The 20,050-nt window shown below is 64.5% G+C and carries 16 protein-coding genes; 11 read left to right on the top strand and 5 right to left on the bottom strand.

All coding sequences use genetic code 11. The features are described 5' to 3' along the window. Positions 1-83 precede the first annotated feature (83 nt). Complete coding sequence (locus AC0YKC_RS25040; protein WP_488513004.1) at positions 84-1,403, bottom strand: tyrosine-type recombinase/integrase; 1,320 nt, start codon at positions 1,401-1,403, stop codon at positions 84-86. Between the two features lie 301 nt (positions 1,404-1,704). Here AC0YKC_RS25040 and AC0YKC_RS25035 point away from each other — a divergent pair, with 301 nt between their 5' ends. The 4 genes from AC0YKC_RS25035 (at position 1,705) to AC0YKC_RS25020 (ending at position 5,214) form a co-directional block, all read left to right on the top strand. Beyond that, the gene (locus AC0YKC_RS25035) at positions 1,705-1,974 is read left to right on the top strand and encodes a hypothetical protein (protein WP_488513003.1); all 270 of its coding nucleotides are present in this window, start codon (positions 1,705-1,707) and stop codon (positions 1,972-1,974) included. Positions 1,975-2,724: 750 nt separating this feature from the next. After that, positions 2,725-3,015 carry a helix-turn-helix domain-containing protein gene (locus AC0YKC_RS25030; RefSeq protein ID WP_320295563.1) on the top strand — a complete coding sequence of 97 codons (291 nt, stop codon included), beginning with the start codon at positions 2,725-2,727 and terminating at the stop codon, positions 3,013-3,015. A gap of 182 nt (positions 3,016-3,197) precedes the next feature. Then, positions 3,198-4,274 carry a pyridoxal phosphate-dependent aminotransferase gene (locus tag AC0YKC_RS25025; protein WP_488513002.1) on the top strand — a complete coding sequence of 359 codons (1,077 nt, stop codon included), beginning with the start codon at positions 3,198-3,200 and terminating at the stop codon, positions 4,272-4,274. 22 nt (positions 4,275-4,296) lie between these two features. Beyond that, on the top strand, positions 4,297-5,214 hold the full coding sequence (locus AC0YKC_RS25020; protein ID WP_488513001.1) for an allantoinase PuuE: 918 nt from the start codon (positions 4,297-4,299) through the stop codon (positions 5,212-5,214). A gap of 27 nt (positions 5,215-5,241) precedes the next feature. Here AC0YKC_RS25020 and AC0YKC_RS25015 read toward each other — a convergent pair whose 3' ends face one another. The 4 genes from AC0YKC_RS25015 to AC0YKC_RS25000 form a co-directional block, all read right to left on the bottom strand. Further along, positions 5,242-6,144: an SMP-30/gluconolactonase/LRE family protein gene (locus AC0YKC_RS25015; RefSeq protein WP_488513000.1), complete on the bottom strand. Its 903-nt coding sequence runs from the start codon at positions 6,142-6,144 to the stop codon at positions 5,242-5,244. Between the two features lie 75 nt (positions 6,145-6,219). Continuing rightward, positions 6,220-8,637, bottom strand: coding sequence for a GcvT family protein (locus AC0YKC_RS25010; RefSeq protein ID WP_488512999.1), 2,418 nt, complete (start codon positions 8,635-8,637; stop codon positions 6,220-6,222). 148 nt (positions 8,638-8,785) lie between these two features. Beyond that, entirely contained in the window at positions 8,786-10,441 is a 1,656-nt protein-coding gene (locus AC0YKC_RS25005) for an ABC transporter substrate-binding protein (RefSeq protein WP_488512998.1), read from the bottom strand. A 183-nt stretch (positions 10,442-10,624) separates the two neighbouring features. Next, the gene (locus AC0YKC_RS25000) at positions 10,625-11,512 is read right to left on the bottom strand and encodes a LysR substrate-binding domain-containing protein (protein WP_488512997.1); all 888 of its coding nucleotides are present in this window, start codon (positions 11,510-11,512) and stop codon (positions 10,625-10,627) included. 293 nt (positions 11,513-11,805) lie between these two features. Here AC0YKC_RS25000 and AC0YKC_RS24995 point away from each other — a divergent pair, with 293 nt between their 5' ends. The 7 genes from AC0YKC_RS24995 to AC0YKC_RS24965 are packed head-to-tail and all read left to right on the top strand — an operon-like array spanning position 11,806 to position 20,043. Then, positions 11,806-13,203, top strand: a complete 1,398-nt coding sequence (locus tag AC0YKC_RS24995) for an MmgE/PrpD family protein (RefSeq protein WP_488512996.1) — start codon at positions 11,806-11,808, stop codon at positions 13,201-13,203. A 7-nt stretch (positions 13,204-13,210) separates the two neighbouring features. Continuing rightward, positions 13,211-14,452 (top strand): FAD-dependent oxidoreductase, encoded by a 1,242-nt coding sequence (locus AC0YKC_RS24990; protein ID WP_488512995.1) that lies wholly within the window; start codon positions 13,211-13,213, stop codon positions 14,450-14,452. A 3-nt stretch (positions 14,453-14,455) separates the two neighbouring features. Next, entirely contained in the window at positions 14,456-14,722 is a 267-nt protein-coding gene (locus tag AC0YKC_RS24985) for a sarcosine oxidase subunit delta (RefSeq protein ID WP_488512994.1), read from the top strand. Beyond that, entirely contained in the window at positions 14,719-17,574 is a 2,856-nt protein-coding gene (locus tag AC0YKC_RS24980; RefSeq protein ID WP_488512993.1) for a 2Fe-2S iron-sulfur cluster-binding protein, read from the top strand. The genes AC0YKC_RS24985 and AC0YKC_RS24980 overlap by 4 nt, the downstream gene beginning before the upstream one ends. Then, on the top strand, positions 17,575-18,162 hold the full coding sequence (locus AC0YKC_RS24975) for a hypothetical protein (RefSeq protein ID WP_488512992.1): 588 nt from the start codon (positions 17,575-17,577) through the stop codon (positions 18,160-18,162). Further along, positions 18,159-19,067, top strand: coding sequence for a dihydrodipicolinate synthase family protein (locus tag AC0YKC_RS24970; protein WP_488512991.1), 909 nt, complete (start codon positions 18,159-18,161; stop codon positions 19,065-19,067). Before AC0YKC_RS24975 ends, AC0YKC_RS24970 begins: the two co-directional genes overlap by 4 nt. 7 nt (positions 19,068-19,074) lie before the next feature. After that, complete coding sequence (locus AC0YKC_RS24965) at positions 19,075-20,043, top strand: D-2-hydroxyacid dehydrogenase (RefSeq protein WP_488512990.1); 969 nt, start codon at positions 19,075-19,077, stop codon at positions 20,041-20,043. Positions 20,044-20,050: the final 7 nt, after the last annotated feature.

Below are 20,050 nucleotides of genomic sequence, written 5' to 3'. Positions count from 1 at the left end.
AGTCAGAGGGATCAAGATCAACCGGGAAGACTTCGGCGAGCAGCAGGAAGGTTCGGGGTCGAACGGCGACTGCGCAGACCGGTTCATACAACTGCCTTCGCTCGCAGAGGTTCGGTGTTGCCCTTGCCTGCAATGATGCCGGCAAGTCGATCGGCCCAAAGCTCCAAGGCGTCCCGTTTCTCGCTCATATAGTCGTAGCGCGCATATACCCGCGACGTGACCGTACTCTTGGTCGCCGAAACGTGGTTCAACACTTGCCCGACGATGAACGGCGAAATGCCGATTTCTTCCATGCCCGTCGCAGCAGATCGCCGAAGGTCATGCGGCGTCCACGGTGCAATGCCCATGATCATTGCTACGCCGCGCTTGCTGATCTCTTCTCGCTTCACTGCCTTCGGGACAGATGCGCCGGTGACGGCTGCACGGGCGCCCGGTCCAGGAAAAACGAAAGGCGGTACCGCCCTGCCCTTGCGCTCCGACAGCGCCTTCACGCCTGCGATCTGATCGCCGATGATCCGGATTGCCATTTCGCACAGCGGGACAACATGGTCGCGGCCGTTCTTCGCGCGCCTGGCTGGTATCGTCCAAAGGCCGCGTGTCAAGTCCAGTTCGCCGTGCTCCATGCCGGCGATCTCGCCAACACGCTGTCCGGTAATCAGGCACAGGCGCAGAATGCGGCGGGTGCTTTCCCGCATGTCGGCTTCGGGCAAGGCTGCCCACATAGTCTTGATCTCGTCGGCGGTCAGCACGCGGTCGCGCTCGACCGTTTCGGTCGGCCTCGCCATACCTTCGGTCAAGTTGCTGTCCAGATCGCCACGACCGCGCCCCCATCGGATCATGGCGCGAATGTCCTCGAACACTCGGTTCGCCTCGACGGCCGCGCCCCGGTCCCTCACCGCGTCGATCGCCTTGGTGATGTCGCGACGATGCAGGTCCGCGAGCTTCACCTCGCCGATGCAGCCAGATGATGCCTTCTCGACCTTCTTTCCGTCAGCGTTATAGCCGGACACATTCTTGCGCAGCCGGCGCGCGATCTCATCGACCGACCGCCGCGATGATGCCCGGCGGGTGAGATAGCTCTCGACCAAATCAGAGACGGTCATCGAGGCGGCATGCGCCTTCTTGGCGGCCACAGGGTCGCCGCCCTCTTGCACACTTGCACGAGTGTCCTTGGCCTTCTGGCGAGCGCCCTTGTCGGTGCCGAGCGGTGTCTCGGGATAGGTGCCGAGCTTCAACCATTGCCGCTTGTCGGGCGGCCCGTAAACCACGAACCAGGTCTTTTGCCCACCCGCCGAGACGCGCAGCACAAGACCTTTGACGGTCGTATCGAAATAGTCGGCTTTTCGGCCGGAACCGGCTTTGGCGGCCTGGCAGAATTTGTCGGTAAGTTCGAGTTTCGGCATCTGTCCAGCGACCAATCTTGCTACAACCGGTTCGCCCGGGGTTCCGTGAGTGATCTACAGAATAATCTACACAAAACCACGCGCTTTGTCGATACCGGCTGCGACAAGTCGCGACGGGATGAAGCACTAATTGGTTGTTATTGAAAGAATTTTTAGAAATTCAGGCTGTCGCACGCTGATCCAGCAAATCGCACTGGAAACCCTCTGTTAACCGGTTGGTCGCTGGTTCGAATCCGGCCCGGGGAGCCAAACATTTTCAAGGTCCGTTCTGGACACATAGGTTACGGTTTATACCGGAGACATGGGTAACACTTTTGGCCCGAAGGGGGTTTTGGAGTGGTTCGAGCCTGCATGTCTCGTCGTCCAAATATCCCAAATCATAGTCCATGAAGCTGGTCAGCCAGATATGGTCCTCGACCTGTTTGACGCCAACGGTCTGACCGGCGAAGACGAGGCTGAGGTTGATCTTCCTGCGATTGTGGCAGATGCGGCCGCAGGTGGTGACGGTGACGGCCTTGTCGTGAAATGGATAGTCGAGGTCCGGCAGGCCGGCACAGGGAAACCACTGTGACAGTGCAGTGTGCCAACGTCCGAAGTCGCAATAAATCAGGGACGATGTGCCCTGATTGTTATTCTGCGTCCTGGGGATCATTCTTGGAGCAAGGCTGCGCTGTGAGCGGAACTCTTCGCGAGCCCCTCGGCCCGGCTGCTATACCGTTCACCCGGTCGTGGCAGCCGGGCCTGCGCATTTAGCCGGCTGCCTGTTCGCGACCTTGGCTGCGAGGAGATGGTCCGCTGCATCCTTCTCAGCGCTCGCTAGTGTTCCCGGGCCAAATCTGTCCTCTGAGCGAGCCGCCTCCCTCAGGCCGAAGCCGACAACTTTGGTGTACGATTTGGCAGGGAAGCAATATCGGTCGATCGCCTCGGCGTAGCCCCATGCCCTAATGAAGGGCATCTCCAGCCACTGATCCTTGATGCCTCCGGTAAGGCCCTCAAGTGTCCAGTCCTCGGTAGTGCGCTGAATTGTTTCGGTGGCCGTCGCCGTTCCTGCGAACCAGGTAACGATCAAAAGGCAGAAAGCGATGCCCCTTCTCATGCCCATAACGCCCAAAAAAACGAGCTTAGCTCTGCAACCTCAGCCTGTACACATTTTGCGCTCGCTCAAGGGCACGGCGTCCACCCTTTCCGCTGTTCCGGCGTCATCGCATGGTTCGTGAACTGCAAGTTCCGGTCGTCACGGCCGGCGCCGCGGCACTCGTGGCAGTAGACGATCTTGAGCAGGCAGCCGGAACATTTTAGGGACATTGAATGTTCCACCATTATGGAGAGCCGAGACCAACTTTCAGGAGAACAGTTGAGAGCTGCACGAGCGCTCTTAAACTGGTCCAGAGTCCGGCTCGCGGCCAAGGCAAACCTCAGCGAAATGACCATCAGCGAGTTTGAAAACGGCATTCGGGTTCCGAAGCCAGTCAATGTCGCCGCCGTGCGACGGGCTCTGGAGGGCGCGGGAGTTGTTTTTGCCGAAGAGAGCGTATTTCTCGCGTCCGAAAGGCCGAAAAATAGCAGTCACGCCAGCAACAGAAATTCGCGTCGCCGGCTATCAAATACGTAGCCCGGCTCGCTGATCGAGGTGACATAGGATTGCGAGCCGGGCTAGCCGCGCGCCCCACCCCCCGCATGGGCCAAATTCCCATAGTCATTGTGCCGGCGAATTTTGCTTTGCGGCTTGATCGCCCTGCCTTAGCCTCCGCTCGAAACAATTTGCCGACAAGCCGATAGCCGGACCTTTTCGCCGTGCCCCTGAAAGCCACCGCCCATATCGAGGCCATGTCCGCTTTCGCGTTGGCGAATTTCGGCGGCTTCGACCGGCCGACGCTGGCCCAGAACGAGAGCGCCTTCCCGCCCAGCCCCAAGGCGATCGAGGCCGGCCGGGACGCCGTGGCGCGCAGCCATCTTTATCCGGACCCGGACTGGACCTTGCTGCGCGATGCGATCGCCAAAACCTGTGGGGTCGAGCGCGATCTTGTCCTGTGCGGCGCGGGCTCGATGGAGCTGATCGCCTGCACCATCGCGGCCTTTGCAGGCCCGGGCACGCAAGTGCTGGGCACGGACTATGCCTATAATTTCGCCGCCTCGGCGGCCGCGCGCGCCGGGGCGACCTATGTCAAGGCCGCGGAGCGCGGCTATGAGGTCTCGATCGACGCCATCCTGGCGGCGGTGACGCCGGCGACGCGCATCGTCTTCGTCTGCAATCCGGGCAACCCGACCGGCACCTGCATCAAGAACGCGGAGCTGCTGCGCTTGCGCGCGGCACTTCCCGGCGACGTCCTCCTGGTGATCGACCAGGCCTATGGCGAATTCGACGACCAGGATCCGCAGGCCGTCTTTGCGCTTGCCGGGCGCGGCGACACCGTCGTCCTGCGCACCTTGTCCAAGGCTTATGGGCTGGCCGGAGCGCGCATCGGCTGGGGGCTGTTCGCGCCCCAGATCACCGCTGAGGTGCGCAAGATGCAGAATTCCAACCAGGTCTCGACGGTCAGCCTCGCCATGGCGGTCGCGGCGGTCGAGGACCAGGCCTATATGCGCGCAACCGTGACGCGCACCGCCGACATTCGCGACCGCTTCGCACGAGGTCTGCGGGCCGCTGGATACGAGGTCCCCGACAGCCGGACGAATTTCGTGCTGATACGCTTTGCCAATGCGGAGAAGGCGGCCGCCGCCGACAGCGCTTTGCGCGGCGCCGACATCATCGCGCGCGGGCTTGCCGGTTACGGCCTCACAGACTGCCTGAGGATAACCATCGGGCCGCAGGACGTCATGGACCGCACGCTGCGCGCGCTGACCGCCATGCGTGGCCGGCAATGCTGGTAAGGGCTTCATCCGAGGGGATTTCATGACGTCACACACGCCCTATTTGCCCGCTCGCGATTTCATCGGCTATGGCGAGCGGCCTCCGCAGGCTGAGTGGCCCGGCGGCGCGAAACTCGCGCTCAACATCGTCGTCAACTACGAGGAAGGCGCCGAATACTCGATCGGCGAAGGCGACGGCGTTTCCGAAGCGATCCTGTCCGACCTTGCCGTGGCGCCCGCCGCGCCTGGCCTGCGCAACCGCAACATGGAATCGCTCTACGAATACGGTTCGCGCGTCGGCGTCTGGCGGCTCATCTCGCTGTTCCGGGACAAGGGCGTGACCCCGACCTTCTACGTCGTCGGGCGCGCGCTCGAGCTCAATCCGGCCGCGGGCAAGGCGATCGCAGCACTCGGCAGCGACATCGTCTGCCATGGCTGGCGCTGGATCGACTACGCGCCGCTCAGCGAAGAGGAAGAGCGCCAGCATATCGCCATGACGGTGGATACGGTGCACAAGGTGACCGGCATCGATCCGGCGGGCTGGTACACCGGCCGGCCAAGCCTCAACACCAGAAGGCTGGTGGTCGAACATGGCGGCTTCCTGTTCGACTGCGACGACTACAATGACGACCTGCCCTATTTCGTCGATGTCGGCGCCAAGCGGCATCTTGTCGTGCCGCACTCTTTCGACAACAACGACAGCCGCTTTTCGCGCGGTTCCGGTCTCGAGACCGGCAGCCAGTTCTTTGAATATGTCAGCGACGGCGTCGACTGGCTTTTGAAAGAAGGCCAGACGACACCGCGCATGATGACGGTGTCTCTGCATTGCCGGCTGGCGGCGCGTCCCGGCCGCATGATCGGGCTGGAGCGCTTCCTCGACAAGGTCACGGCCAATCCCGACATCTGGATCTGCCGCCGCTCCGACCTTGCCCGCCACTGGCTGGGCCGGTTCGGCGACTAACCCGTCGAACCAGTCGCCAGCGAACCCTTACTTGTTCGGGACCTCGTAGACCTTGCCGTGCCATGGCGCGGCGTCGATCTGGTCGAGCGCCATCACGTAGAGCACCTTCTCGTCCGGCCCGAAGGCGAAATTCGGCATGGACGGCGACGGCACCGAAAGCGTGCGCAAGAGCTTGGCGTCCTTGTCGACGACGATGATCTTGCCTGGCGCGTCGAGCGAGCGCGGGCTCTGGCCGATATACATCTCACCGGCCTTGTCCATCTTGATCCCGTCCGGCCAGATATGCGGCTGGTTCGGGAAGAGATCGTCCAACCGCAGGAAGACACGGCGGTTGCTTAAGGTGTGGTCGGACGCGACGTCGAATTCGATGATCCGGTTGTCCTCGGTCTCGACCAGATAGAGGATCTTGCCGTCATTCGACATGACGAGGCCATTGGCATTGTGCAGGTCGCCGGCGACCTTCTTAACGCTGCCGTCCTTGCCGATGTAATAGGCGGAAGCGTCGATCAGCGGGCCGCCCTTGCCGGAGCCGGTGAAATAGACGCCGCCGTCCTTGTCGGGCGCGAAATCGTTCGGCCCGCTGAACGGCTTGCCGTCCGTGTCCTTGTCATAGGGCGGCAGCGTCTTGCCGTCGGCCGAGATGCGGCCGATCGTGTTGTTGTCGTAGCAGGTGACGAGGAACTCGCCCGCCGTCGTCGGCAGCACCGCCGACGGGCCGCAACCATCCATCTTCCAAAAAATGTCGTTCTTCTTGCCGTCCCAGACGGTCACCGTGCCGCGACCGTATTCGACGTAGAAAAGCTTGTCCTGATACCAGATCGGACCTTCGGCGAACCACGCGTCGTCGTTGACGACCTTGACGTCGGCCGCCTGTGCGGCAGTCGTCAGGGCCAGGGCAAGCATCGTGCCCAGCAAATGCCGTTTGATCATGCGATTCCCCTTTTGTTTATTTGCTTGAAGTCCTCTTCGAATATCCCGTGCTCCCAGTCGCCGGGCGTTCGCGGCTTACGACCGCAGCCGCTTGCCTTCCGGGTCGAAAGGCGGATGCGCGAGCAGGACGGCGTCGTGCGGCCTGCCCAGTATGGCGACGGTCACCTTGTCGCCGGCCTTGGCGGTTCCGGCCTTGACGTAGCCCATCGCCAGCGACTGATCGACGAAATAGCCATAGGCGCCCGACGACACCTGGCCGATCGGCGTGCCGTCCGGCAGGAAGATCGGCTCGCCGCCGGTGGCGTCGGCATCCTTGGCCGAGACTGACAGCATGATGAGTTCATCCCGCGCGGGCTTGCCGGCAACGGCGACATAGGCTTCGCGGTTGAGGAAGTCCTTGTCCGTCCTGATCAGCCGGTCGAGCTTGACCTCTTGCGGCCAGTATTCCGGCGAATATTCGCGGCTCCAACTGCCGTAGCCCTTCTCGACCCGCAGCGACATCAGGGCCCGCGAGCCGACCGGTCCGGCGCCGACTTCCGCGCCTGCCTTGAGCAGCGCGCCATAGAGCTCGACCTGGTCGGCGGCCTTGCAGTGCAGCTCCCAGCCGAGATCGCCTGTGAAGGAGACCCTGAGCGCCACGACATCGACGCCGGCGACGGTGATCAGGCGCGAGCGCATGAACGGGAAGGCTTCGTTCGACAGGTCGTCATTGGTCAGCCGCTGCAAGAGCTCGCGCGATTTCGGCCCGGCGACGTTGAAGCCGCCGAGATCCTCGGTGCGCGAGCGGAAGGTCGTGCCTGCAGGCAGCGGCACGGATTTGAAGAAGCGCTGATGGAAGCGCTCGGCCATGCCCGAACCGATCACCATGAACTCGTCTTCCGCTAGCCTCGTCACGGTGAAGTCGCCTGCAATGCCGCCGCGCTTGCCGATCAGCGGCGTCAGGCAGGAATTGCCGACCTTGGTCGGCATGCGGTTGGCGAACACCGCGTTCAGCCAGGTCTCCGCGCCCGGACCCTTCACCTCGTATTTGGCGAAGTTGGAGATGTCGATGATGCCGGCATGCTCGCGCAGCATACGGGCTTCGCGGCCGACCGGCGTCCACCAGTTCTGGCGCGTAAAGCCGATCGTCTCCTCGCGCGGCTCGCCTTCCGCCGCGAACCACAGCGGATGCTCCCAGCCGAAATTGAGGCCGAACACGGCGCCCATCTCCTTCTGCATTTCATAAACGGGCCGGGTGCGCACCGGGCGCCCGGCGGCGCGCTCTTCGTTCGGGAAATGGATCTTGAAACGGTGGCTGTACTGGTCCTGCACGCGGGCCTTGGTGAAGGCCTTGCCGGCCCAATGGCCGAAGCGCGCCATGTCCCAGCCGAACATGTCGAGCGTGGGCTCGCCCTCGATCATCCATTCGGCCGCGAGCTTGCCCATGCCGCCCGACTGCGAGAAGCCGGGGATGATGCCGTTGCAGCAGAAATAGTTGCTGAGCTCCGGCACAGGCCCGAACAGCACGGCGCTGTCCGGCGACCAGATCATCGGGCCGTTGATCACCTTCTTGACGCCGGCGGTAGCCGCCGCCGGAACACGCTGGACGGCGCGCATCATGTTTTCCTCGATGCGGTCGAGATCGTCGGGAAACAGCTCGTGGCCGAAATCCATCGGCGTGCCGTCCTCGGCCCAGAATTTCATGTTGCGTTCGTAAGCGCCGATGAGCAGCCCAAGGCCCTCCTGGCGCAGATAATATTCGCCGTCGCGATCGGCGACCGATGGCAGGCGGCGCCCCATGGCGGCGATTTCGGGGATCGTCTCGGTGACGAAATACTGGTGCTCGGTCGGGATCAGCGGCAATTGCAGCCCGGCCATGGCGGCGACCTCCCTGCCCCACAGGCCGGCGGCGTTGACCACCCACTGCGAGTGGATGTCGCCCTTCGGCGTGCGCACGATCCAGCTGCCGTCCGCTTGCGCCTCGGTCGCCGTGACCGGCGTGAAGCGATGGATCTCGGCGCCGCGCTGGCGGGCGCCCGCGGCATAGGCCGCCGTCACGCCCGACGGGTCGACATTGCCACCCTCCGGTTCGTACATGATGCAGCGAATGCCGTCGAAATCGACCAGCGGATGCAGCCGCTCGGCCTCGTCGCGGCCGACTTCGTAGAAATTCATCTTGTAGCGCCGCGCCTTGGCTTCCTGCAGCCTGAGCTGATGCTCGCGCGCCTCCGTCTGGGCGAGATAGAGCGAGCCCGGCTGGAAGATGCCGCAGCCCTGGCCGGTCTCGGCCTCCAGCTCCTTGTAGAGCGCCATCGTGTAGTGCTGCAGGCGGCTGATATTGGTGGAATCATGCAGGCCGTGGATGTTGGCGGCCGCGTGCCATGTCGAACCCGAGGTCAGCTCGCTGCGCTCCAGGAGGACGACATCCGTCCAGCCGAACTTGGCGAGATGATAGAGGATCGAGCAGCCGATCAGACCGCCGCCGATGACAACGGCTTGTGCATGAGTACGCATATCGAGGTTTCTTCCCTTTGTTCGGCGACTTGTTTCGCGCTCTTTCGAAACGCTCCGCGAGTTGGTTTAGCCGACTGGGCAATCACAGTCGCCGGCGAATTCAGGGGCGCAACACGCGCCCCTGAGTTACTTGTTGCGATTGACCGCTTCAGGCCTTGTCCAGCCAGACCTTGTCCAGCTGCAGCTCGAATGTCTGGTGCATGCCGAGGTTCTTCACATAGGCGGCGTGATGACGGTAAAGCGATCGCCAGAACGCCTGGACGAGAATGCCGGAGTCCTGCAGGACGAACTCGACCTCCTTCATCAGCTCCTTGCGCTTCTCGGGATCGGCGATGGCCATCGCCTCGTTGAGCTTCTTGTCGAAGTCCGGATTGGCATAGCCCGACTCGTTCCACGCCTCGCCGCTGCGATAGGCGATCGCCAGCACCTGGACGCCCAGCGGCCGCATGCCCCAGTCGGTGGTCGACCACGGATATTTCGTCCAGTCGTTCCAGAACGAGGAGCCCGGGATGATGGTGCGCTTGACCTTGAATCCGGCGTCGCGCATCTGCGCGGCGACCACGTCGGCCGGGTCTTTCACATAGTCCGCGTCATAGGAGATAAGCTCGAACTCGTGATCCGTCTGGCCTGCCTCGGCCATCAGGGCCTTGGCCTTGGCGAGGTCGCGCGGGACTTTCGGCAGCGCGTAATATTCCGGATGGATCGGGCACACATGGTGGTTTTCGGCGACCTGACCGAGACCGCTATAGCCGAGCTTCAGCACCGTCTCGTTGTCGACCGCGAGCTGGATTGCGTTGCGCACCCGCTTGTCGTCGTAGGGTTTGTTGGTCACGTTGGTGCGCAGCACGATCGTGCCGGCGGTGACGACCTGCTCCTTGACCAGGCCCATGCTGTCATAGAGGTCCACGGTGCCGCCGACGGTCTGGTAGTTGCAGTCGATTTCACCGGCCTCGAAGGCGCTGCCGATTGCGGGATTGGAGGCGTCCGATCCGTAGTCGACCCAGTCGACGCCGTCGAGATAAGGTTCGCCGCCGAACCAGGCGAAGTCCTTGCGCCGCCTGACTGAAGCCGATTCACCGACCTTGTAGGAGATCAGCTCATAGGGGCCGGTGCCGGGCGTCTTGAGCATATCGGCGCCGCTCTTGTCGAAGTCGCGATGGACGATGACCGCCGGATAATCGGAAAAGCCCGGGATGATGGTGACGTCCGACTGGCGGCATTTCAGCTTCACCGTGTGGTCGTCCACCTTGGTGATGGCGCCGGCGGTCGCCTTCTTGGTGGCGGGATCGATCAGGGAGCTCATGCGACCGGCCATCGAATTGCCCTCGGCCGCCTTATCGCACCAGCGCCCGATGTTATAGACGATGTCGTCGGCGTTGAAGTCGTCGCCGTTCGACCATTTCACGCCCTTGCGCAGATGCAGCGTGTATTCGGTGGCGTCGTCGCTCACCTCCCAGCTCTCGACCAGATGGCCTTCGAAAGTGAAGTCGGTGGTGTAGCGGATCATGTAGTCGTTGCACTGGCGCATGACATTGGCGATTTCCGACCAGTCCCAGGCGCGCGGATCCTTCATGTCCTTGATGATCATCTGCATCTTCAGGATGCCGCCCTTCTTGCCGGGCACGATCGCCGCGGCCTTGGCCGGCTCGATCCCTGCCATCGAGTAGGCGAGCGCCGTGGAAGCGCCCATCACGCTTGCCATGGCCAGGAATTCGCGGCGGTCCATCTTGCCGCTTTTGACTTCGGCTGCGTAGCTTTCGATGACCGCCGGGACGCGATCACCGTTGCTCTTGAACATTGTCATCGTTGTTCTCCGGTTCAGGGCTTTCCGCCCGTTACATTCCCCTTGCGGTTACGCATGTTAGGGGCGATGCAAAAATCCCGGAAGGGCTCAGCCTTCCGCAAACCGCAGAAAGCCGGCCTTGAAGGCCTAAAAAAACAATGCCATTGGCCCGTCAAATTTTTGAATGCGGCGGTGCCGCCGCGCTCAGGCGGCGTCTTCCCTGGCCCTGGAAATGATCCATTCCTTGACCGTGCGCGCGATGTTTCCCTTCGAAAGCTGGCTCTCGGTCAGATAGTAATTCCAGGGGCTTGGCGGGCGGACCGGAAACGGCTCGACGAGCAATCCGCGGCGCATATAGGCATGCGCGAGCGAACGCTGCGTGGCGACGAGGCCGGCCCCCATCGCGGCAAGTTCGAGCGCGATGTTGGAGGCGTTGGTCGAAAGACCCTTGTCGTGATCCTCCATGTCGACGCCAAGCGCATCGGTCACCACCTGCCAGTATTCCTGGCGGCCATGCACGAATATCCAGTCCACCTTGAGCATGTCCTGCGGCGTCTTCAGCGCATGTCCGCCCTCGAGCAGAGCGGGAGCGCAAAGCAGGACCAGTTCGTCGTTCCAGAGTGGGGTCGCCGAAGGCGGCCTGTCGTCGAAGCGCCGCGTCGAGATAGTGATGTCGGCGATCTGCTCGCTCAAGTCTTCCCAGATCGTGCCGTGCAGCACGATCTCGATCTCGGGGTGCTTCTTGCGGAAGGCCGCCATGCACCCGGCCAGCCAGTTTTCCGCAAGGCTCATCGGACATGAAACCACCACAGTGCGGTTGCGCGAGGAAGCGACGATCGCTTCGGTCGCCTGGTCGATCTGGTCGAGCGCCTGGCGCAAGGTCGGCAGGAACGCCTCCCCCATCTCGGTCAGCTTCAGGCTGCGCGGATAGCGGATGAAGAGCTGCCGGCCGATATAATGTTCGAGCGCGCGCACATGCGTGCTGACCGCCGCCTGCGTGTAGCCAAGCTCCTTGGCCGCCGTGGTGAAGCTCAAATGGCGGGCCGAGCTCTCGAACGAGCGGATATAGTTCAAGGGGGGTGGCGGCTTCATCCCGGTCTCCTAAAGAGCAATTCCAGGAAAAGTGTGAGCGGTTAGGCTCGGCGACTTCGCCGTAGCCTTCCGTCCGGAATTGCATCAAAACAAAGCGATAGTGCGGTTCGCCGTTTCCGTGAAACGGTGGACCGCACTAGCAATCGCCATAGCTATCGCACGGGCGACCGGCCATTCAATCGCAGACGAGCGACATGGCATCAATATTTTTGGCCAAAGCCGCCAAACTAATCGCGTGCCTGCGCGATGAACCCAATTTATTGATGTTGTGGAGAGACAGGGGAGATAAGCGCGTGGCTGTGCCGTCATACCGGCGTGAGGGGCCTGTCGTCAGTTCCGATACGTTCGCGCGCCTTGCCGATTTCGTGCTGCGGCGTCCCGCCTCCGTCTTCCCCCAGCCGGTGCTGGAACAGGCGCGTTACCTCCTTCTCGACACGCTCGGCATCGCCATTGCGGCCGGACCGATGGAAGCAGGCCGGATTGCCCGCGACACCGCCGTGCTTCTCTATGGCTCGAACGACCCGCAATACTCGGCCCGCATGCTGTTCGACGGACGCCGCGCCAGCATCGCCGGCGCAGCCTATGCCGTCGCCACGCAGACCGACAATCTCGACGGCCATGACGGCTACAGCCCGACCAAGGGCCATGTCGGCGTCGCGGTCGTGCCGGCGCTTGCCGCGCTCGCCGAGGCGAGGCCCGACCTTACCGGGCCCGAAGCGCTGGCGTCCCTGGTGATCGGCTACGAAGTCGCTGGCCGGGCCGGCATCGCCTTGCATGCGACAGTGAGCGACTACCATACCTCGGGCGCCTGGAATGCCTTGGGCGTAGCGGCGGTGGCGGCACGCCTGCGTCGGCTCGACGAAACGCAATTGCGCGAGGCGCTCGGCATTGCCGAGTATCACGGCCCGCGCAGCCAGATGATGCGCGAGATCGCCACGCCGACGATGCTGCATGACGGCTCCGGCCCCGGCGCCCTCATCGGCCTCTCCGCCGCCGTGCTCGCCGAACGCGGCTTCACCGGCGCGCCGGCGATCACCGTCGAGGCGCCGGACGTCGCGATGCATTGGCAGGATCTCGGCGTCTTCTGGCAATCATTGCATCAGTATGTGAAGCCTTACCCGATCTGCCGCTGGGCGCATGCGGCGATCGATGCGGTGCGCGGACTTTGCCTGGCCCACAATCTGGCCCCTTCCGACATCGCCCACGTCCAGGTCAACAGCTTCCACTATGCCACCACGCTGTTCGACGGCATGCCGGACACGACCTCGAAGGCGCAATACAGCCTGCGCTTCGCCGTCGCGACCTTCATCCTTCATGGGCGTATCGGGCTGGAGCATATTTCCGGCGCCGGACTCGCCGACGCCGCGGTCGCCGATATGCTCACCCGCATCACGGTGACCGAAACCGAGCGTCACAGCGCCCGCTTCCCGGCCGGCCGCTGGGCCGACGTCGTCATCTCGACGACGGACGGACGTGTGCTGGCATCGGGCGACGTGCATGCGCGCGGTGGACCGGAAGCGCCGATGACGGCGCAGGACGTCGAGGCCAAATACATGGAATTCGCCGCGCCCGTGCTCGGCTCCGACCGCGCCGCGGCGATCCGCGACGCGGTGCTCTCGCTCGACGACCGCGACAGCCGCTTCTCCGATCTCTCGGCGCTGCTCTACGATCCTCCCAAGACGTTGAGCTGAGCGCGCAATGCCCCTCAGGCTTCTGAAATACGGTCTCAGCAGGGACTATCCAGTCAGCGGCGACATCCCCGCCACACCCGAGCTGAAGCCGGCCTACGACGTCGTCATCATCGGCGGCGGCGGGCATGGGTTGTCTTGCGCGCATCATCTTGCCAAATACCACGGCATAAGAAGCGTGGCGGTGCTGGAGAAAGGCTACCTCGCCGGCGGCAACACGGCGCGCAACACCACCACCATCCGCTCCAACTACATCACGCCGGAAGGCATCGCTTTCTACAAGGAAGGCGTCGAGCTGTTCGAGCGGCTGTCGCAGGAGCTCGACTTCAACGTCATGTTCTCGCAGCGCGGCCAGCTCACGCTTGCGCATAGCGAGGCGACAATGCGCAGTTTCCACATGCGCGCCGAGATGGGCAAACATATGGGCACGCGCACCGAGGTCGTCGACCAGAAGGGCGTCGAGGAGCTCTGTCCGCTGCTGAATATGGACTATGGCGGCCCGCTCGAAATCCTCGGCGGGCTCTGGCATGCCGACGGCGGAACGGCGCGCCACGACGCCGTCGCCTGGGGCTATGCCGCCCAGGCCTCGCGGCGCGGCGTCGAGATCCACCAGCGCACCGAGGTGCAGGGCTTCGAGGTGGTCGGCGACCGGGTCCAGGCGGTCAAGACGAACAGGGGCCGCGTCGCCTGCGGCCAGGTACTGATTGCCACCGGCGGCATGAACTACGACGTCGCGCTGATGGCCGGCGTCGAGCTGCCCATCCGCTGCTATCCGCTCCAGGCGATGGTGACCCAGCCCCTGAAACCCTGGCTCGACACGCTGGTCTCGTCGGTCTCGCTGCACACCTATCTGGTCCAGTCGTCGCGCGGCGAGGTCGTCATCGGCGGCGGCTCCGATCCCTACCAGCTCTATTCGACGCGCTCGACACTCGACATGAAGGAGCACCTCGCCGAAGGCGCCGTCCACCTCTTCCCCTTCCTGCAAGGCGTGCGCCTGCTGAGGCAATGGGCCGGCATCACCGACATGACGCCGGACTACAGCCCGATCATGGGCGCGAGCCCGCTCGCCAACCTGTGGCTCGATTGCGGCTGGGGCACCTGGGGCTTCAAGGCGACCCCCGTCGCGGGCAAGCGCATGGCGCAGACGATCGCCGACGGCCGCGTGCCGGATATCCTGAAACCCTTTGCATTGGAGCGCTTCGAGACCTTCAGGCTGCTCAATGAAATGGGCGCGACCGCGGCGAGCCATTAGACCATGAAACTGCTCACTTGCCCCATGAACGGCCCGCGCAACATCGACGAGTTCCAGTCCTTCGGCCCGGTGCGCGCGAGGCCCGATCCGAACGCGACCGCCGACGCCGAATGGTCGCGCCATCTGTTCCGCGCCGAGAACCGCAAAGGCATAGTCGTCGAGTGGTGGCGGCACGTGCCGAGCAATTATTTCTTCCTGGCCGAGCGCGATCTCGTCAGCAATGAGATCGTCCGCACCTTCGACGCGTCCGAACTGCGGGAGCGCGCATGAACCGGCTGCCCGCCCCTTTCGGAAGCCGCATCGATCGAAGCCGCCGCATCCGCTTCACCTTCGAGGGCAAGCCCTTCGAAGGTTATGAAGGCGACAGCATCGCCAGCGCGCTTGCCGCCTCCGGCCAATGGGTGCTGTCGCGCTCGTTCAAGTACCACCGCCCGCGCGGCATCCTGTCGATGACCGGCGCCGACGCCAACGCGCTGGTGCAGCTGCCATCTGAACCGAACGCCGCCGCCGAGCGCACGCCGGTCAGCGAAGGGCTGCGGGTCAGCGCGCAGAACGTCAACGGCTCGCTCGAGCGCGACCGCGACGCCGTCATGGACAGGTTCGGCCGCTTCCTGCCGGTCGGCTTCTACTACCGCACCTTCATGGGTCCGCGCCGCGACAGCTGGCTGAAATTCTGGGAGCCGATCATCCGCCGCAAGGCGGGCCTGGGCGTGGTCGACACCAAGGCTCCGCATCGGCATTTCGACAAGACGCACCTGCATTGCGATGTGCTCGTCGTCGGCGCCGGTCCGGCAGGACTGAACGCGGCGATTGCCGCCGCCGAGGCCGGCGCCGACGTGGTGCTGTGCGACGAGAACCCCGAGATCGGCGGCTCGCTGAGTTATGGCCGCTACGATCCGGCCATCCTCTCCAACCTGTCGTCCCGGCTGAAGGCGCTGCCCAATCTCAGGGTGCTGACCGGCACCGTCTGCAATGGCTGGTATGAAGACAACTGGCTGCCGCTGATCCAGGGCAACCGCCTCCATCGCACACGCGCCCGCGAAGTGATTCTGGCGACCGGCGCCATCGAGCAGCCGGCCGTCTTCCGCAACAACGACCTGCCGGGGATCATGCTCGGCGGCGCCACCCAACGGCTGGTCCGGCACTATGGCGTGCGGCCTGGTCGGAGCGCCGTGGTGCTGGCCGCCAATGAGGACGGTTACCGGACAGCGCTCGATTTATTGGACGCAGGCGTATCGGTCGTCGAACTTGTCGATCCGAGATCGGTCGGCGATGCCGGGCCGCTGGAAGCCGAACTTCGCGGCAAAGGTGTCGCCATCCGCAAAGGCGCAACCATCGAAGCGGCGGAAGGCACGTCTGGAAATCGTCACCTTGCCCGCGTCCGTGTCGGCGGGAGCTGGATCGCCTGCGACCTGCTGGCCGTTTCGATCGGTCAGGCGCCGGCGTGGCAATTGCCGTGTCAGGCTGGCGGCAAGGTCGGCTACGATGCCGCCGCGGAGATGATGACGATCACACTCCCGGAAGGCTCCGTCCATCTTGGCGGCGCCGTTGCCGGAACGGACGAATTGCCGGATGCAATCGGCAGCGGCCAACGAGCAGCGGCAGCCGCCCTTTCGCGGCTCGGCCATGCCATGGCGGTCGAACCTCCAATCACGCCGAAGAGCGTCGGGCCACGCTATGTTCAGCCGATCCTCGCCGATCCCAAGGGACGCGACTTCGTCGACTTCGACGAGGATCTGCAAGTCAAGGACCTGCAGAACGCGACCAAGGACGGCTATCGCGAGATCGAGCTCGTCAAGCGCTTCACCACCGTTGGCATGGGCCCGAGCCAGGGACGTCATTCGGCCCTGGCGACAGCCCGGGTCGTCGCCGAGGCGACCGGCCGGTCGGTCGCCGAGATCGGCATCACCACGGCGCGGCCTCCGGTCGGGCCGGAAACGCTCGGCGTGCTCGCCGGCCACCACGAAGCGCTGGAGCGCCGCACGGCGCTGCATGCGAAGCACGTCGCGCTGAACGCCGCGATGAAGCCGATCGGCGCATGGTGGCGGCCTTACTACTACGGCGACGCAAGCGGCGCTGAAGAAGCGGTCCGCGAGGAAACCCTCGCCGTGCGAGAGGGCGTCGGCCTGCTCGACGTTTCGACGCTCGGCAAGCTGGAGATCCGCGGGCCGGACGCCGGTGAATTCCTCGACCGCCTTTACACGATGGCGCATGCCAACCAGCCCATCGGCCGCGTGCGCTATTGCCTGATGCTCAACGAGATGGGATCGGTGGTCGACGATGGCGTCGCCTACCGGATGGCGCAGGACCAGTTCTATGTGACGGCGACCACCGGCGCCGTGGCGCGCGTCTATGCCGACATGCTGTTCTGGAATGCCGAATGGCGCCTGAAGGTGGACGTGCTCAACCTTACAGGGGCGTTTTCAGGCCTGAACGTCACCGGACCCAAGGCGCGCCTGGTTCTCGAGGCGCTGGAGAGCGACATCGATTTCAGCCGCGACGCCTTCCCCTATCTCAGCGGCCGCGAAGGCACCGTCGCCGGTGTCCCGGTGCGGGTGATGCGCATCGGCTTCACGGGCGAGCTCAGCTACGAATTGCATTGCCCGTCGAGCCAGGCGCCTCATCTCTGGGACGCGGTAATGGCGGCGGGACGGCCGCATGGCCTGCGCCCCTATGGGCTGGAGGCGTCGCGCATCTTGCGCCTGGAGAAAGGTCACATCCTGATCGGCCAGGACACGGACGCGATCACCACGCCCGACGAGCTGGGCTTCGGCTGGGCTGTCTCGAAGAAGAAGCCTTTCTTCGTCGGCAAGCGCTCCATCGAGATGCGTGCGAGGCTCGGGCAGACCCGCAAGCTGGTCGGCCTGCAATTCCCCGCCGGCGCCCGCAACATTCCCGGCGACGGCTGCCTGGTGCTGCGCGGCGGCGCGCCTGTCGGCCAGATCACGTCGGTGGGATATTCGCCGTCGCTCGGGCGCCATATCGCGCTCGCGTATGTCCATGTCGACGACCAGGCGGAAGGCAGCCGCGTGACGGTGAAGTGCCGCGACGGAGAATTGGTCGAGGTGCCGGTCGTCGCCCACGCCTTCTTCGACCCGACCAACGCGCGGCAGGAGATCTAGATGGCCGCCGACATCGCGACGCGCATCTATCCCTTCATGCCCGGCGGCGCGGCCGACGGCACGAAGCTGGTTTCCGGCGCGGTCATGCTGAGCGATCTCACGGACAAGCCGCGCTTCGGCCTGAAAGGCGGCGGCAGCGCCGCCTGGCTCGCCGCGCAGGGTGTCAAACCGCCTGCCGTCAACCGCATCGGCGACCACCGTGGCATGCGGATCCTGCGCCTCGGCAACGAGGACATTCTGCTTCTCGCCGAGGGCGCCGGCGAGACGCTCGCCGAAATCAAGACCGCCTGGCAGACCGCGCCGTCGCCGAAAGGCTATTCGTCATGGCGCGAAGAAGGCTGGGCATGGATGCGGCTTTCCGGCCCTCGCCTTGCCGAAGCGATGAGCGGGCTTTGCGCGCTGGACCTTAGACCCCAAAAATTCGGTGCCGAAGACATCGCCCAGACCCGCGTCGGCCATATCGAGGCCGTGGCGTTCCGTTCGCCGGCGGGTTTCGACATACTCTTCGACGTCACCGCTTCCGCCTACTTCGCCCGCGCCGTCGCGGCGGTGGCCGGCCACACAGACCAGCATAGAGGACATCCATGACCCGCCCGCAAGGAACCATCGCCCCGATCCTGACGCCGTTCGAAGACGACGGCCGCATCGCGCGCGATCTCTGGATTTCCCACGCCAAATGGGTGCTCGGCCAGGGTGCGCATTTCCTCTCGCCCTTCGGCACGACGGGCGAAGCGCTCTCGGTATCCTTGCGCGAGCGCATACAGGCGCTGGAATGGCTGGTCGAGGCAGGCATCGCGCCCGACCGGCTGATGCCCGGCACCGGCGTCACCGCCCTGCCCGAAACGGTCGAGCTGTCGGCGCATGCCGTCAGTCTCGGCTGCGCCGCGGTCATGGTGCTGCCGTCCTTCTTCTACACCGGCGCCGGCGACAAAGGTCAGGCGCGCTATTACAGCGAGTTGATCGAGAAGGTGGCGAAGCCCTCGATGCGCATGATCCTCTACCACATCCCGCAGAACTCGGGCGTGCCGGTCAGCCCGGCGCTGACGGCCAGGCTGAGCAAGGCGTTCCCGGACACCGTCGTCGCCTACAAGGACAGCGCCGGCGACTGGAACAACACCGCCGCCGTCATCGCCGCCGCGCCCGGCATTTCGGTCTTTCCGAGCTCCGAGGCGCAGCTCACCAAGGGTCTGGCGAGCGGCGCGGCTGGCTGTATTTCCGCCACCGTCAATCTGAACGCCGCCGCCATCCGCCGCCTCTACGACGCGGCACGCAAGGGCGAGGACGTCGCCGAGGCGGATGCCGCCATCAAGGCGTTCCGAAAGGTGATCCAGGATGCCGGGCTGATCCCGGCGATGAAGGCGGTGCTTGCGGTCAAGTCCGGCGACAGGCGCTGGCTGAACCTGCGCGCGCCGCATGAGAATGCGACGCTGGAGAACGGCCAGGCGCTGCTTGCCGCCCTCGGCAGCGCCGCCGATCATATCGGCCGTAGCTGAGGTCACGATGTCGGTGCGCCCAACCGTCATCCTGCACACCGACAAGCCGGCGGGCGCGCTTGCCGTGCTCGCCGAGACGCATCCCGACCTCGATGTCCATGCCTGCGACACCTATGCCGGCCTTCCTGCGCTGATCGAGCGGACCGCCGCGGAAGTGGTCTATTCGATCCGCTTCGACGGCACGCCGCGCTATCCGCGCCAGGCCCTGGTCGAGAGCCCGACAGTGAAATGGGTGTCGATCGGCGGCTCCGGCACCGATCATCTCGGGCGCTGGGATCCCTCGCATGTGACGGTGACGAATTCCGCCGGCGTCGCCGCCGGCATGCTGGCCGAATATGCGCTGGGCGCCATGCTCTCCTTCTCGCTCGACCTGCGCGGCTTCGAGCGCCGGCAGCAGGCCCGCCAATGGGGCGGCGGCCGCGTCGAGCCGATCGAGGGCAAAACCGTCCTCATCCTCGGCCTCGGCAAGACCGGCGAGGCCGTCGCGCACCGCGCGCAGGCGATGGGCATGCACACCCTCGGCATCCGTGCGCGGCCGAAACCGATGCTGTCGCTCGATGAGGTGCATGGCCCCGACGCGCTGCTGGCATTGATCGGCCGGGCCGATTTCATCGTCTGCTGCGTGCCGCTGCTGCCCACCACGCGCGGCCTGCTTGGCGAGGCCGCCTTTGCCGCCATGAAGCCGTCCGCCGTGCTGATCGACATTTCCCGCGGCGGCGTCGTCGAGGAGAAAGCACTGCTCGCCGCACTCAACATCGGCCGGATCAAAGGCGCGGCGCTCGATGTCTTCGCCACCGAGCCGCTGCCGACCGGGCATCCGCTCTGGAGCTACGACAACGTCGCCGTCACGCCGCATTGCGCGGCGGTCTATGAAGGCTGGGACATCAAGTCGGTGCGCATGTTCGCCGACAATCTGGCGCGCTACCGCAAAGGTGAGCCGCTGGAAAACGTGATCAATCCGGAACGTGGGTACTGAGAGCAAT

Source organism: Mesorhizobium sp. CNPSo 4661, assembly GCF_057784215.1.
The sequence above is the reverse complement of the archived record's forward strand: the minus strand, read 5'-3'. Positions and strand labels throughout refer to the sequence as shown.

Coding starts and splice junctions, on each gene's coding strand:
- AC0YKC_RS24985 (WP_488512994.1), top strand. CDS start 14,456: ATGAAACTGCTCACTTGCCCCATGAACGGCCCGCGCAACATCGACGAG.
- AC0YKC_RS24965 (WP_488512990.1), top strand. CDS start 19,075: ATGTCGGTGCGCCCAACCGTCATCCTGCACACCGACAAGCCGGCGGGC.
- AC0YKC_RS25015 (WP_488513000.1), bottom strand. CDS start 6,144: ATGATCAAACGGCATTTGCTGGGCACGATGCTTGCCCTGGCCCTGACG.
- AC0YKC_RS25010 (WP_488512999.1), bottom strand. CDS start 8,637: ATGCGTACTCATGCACAAGCCGTTGTCATCGGCGGCGGTCTGATCGGC.
- AC0YKC_RS24975 (WP_488512992.1), top strand. CDS start 17,575: ATGGCCGCCGACATCGCGACGCGCATCTATCCCTTCATGCCCGGCGGC.
- AC0YKC_RS25000 (WP_488512997.1), bottom strand. CDS start 11,512: ATGAAGCCGCCACCCCCCTTGAACTATATCCGCTCGTTCGAGAGCTCG.
- AC0YKC_RS24990 (WP_488512995.1), top strand. CDS start 13,211: ATGCCCCTCAGGCTTCTGAAATACGGTCTCAGCAGGGACTATCCAGTC.
- AC0YKC_RS25040 (WP_488513004.1), bottom strand. CDS start 1,403: ATGCCGAAACTCGAACTTACCGACAAATTCTGCCAGGCCGCCAAAGCC.
- AC0YKC_RS25030 (WP_320295563.1), top strand. CDS start 2,725: ATGGAGAGCCGAGACCAACTTTCAGGAGAACAGTTGAGAGCTGCACGA.
- AC0YKC_RS24970 (WP_488512991.1), top strand. CDS start 18,159: ATGACCCGCCCGCAAGGAACCATCGCCCCGATCCTGACGCCGTTCGAA.
- AC0YKC_RS25035 (WP_488513003.1), top strand. CDS start 1,705: ATGGGTAACACTTTTGGCCCGAAGGGGGTTTTGGAGTGGTTCGAGCCT.
- AC0YKC_RS24980 (WP_488512993.1), top strand. CDS start 14,719: ATGAACCGGCTGCCCGCCCCTTTCGGAAGCCGCATCGATCGAAGCCGC.
- AC0YKC_RS25005 (WP_488512998.1), bottom strand. CDS start 10,441: ATGACAATGTTCAAGAGCAACGGTGATCGCGTCCCGGCGGTCATCGAA.
- AC0YKC_RS25020 (WP_488513001.1), top strand. CDS start 4,297: ATGACGTCACACACGCCCTATTTGCCCGCTCGCGATTTCATCGGCTAT.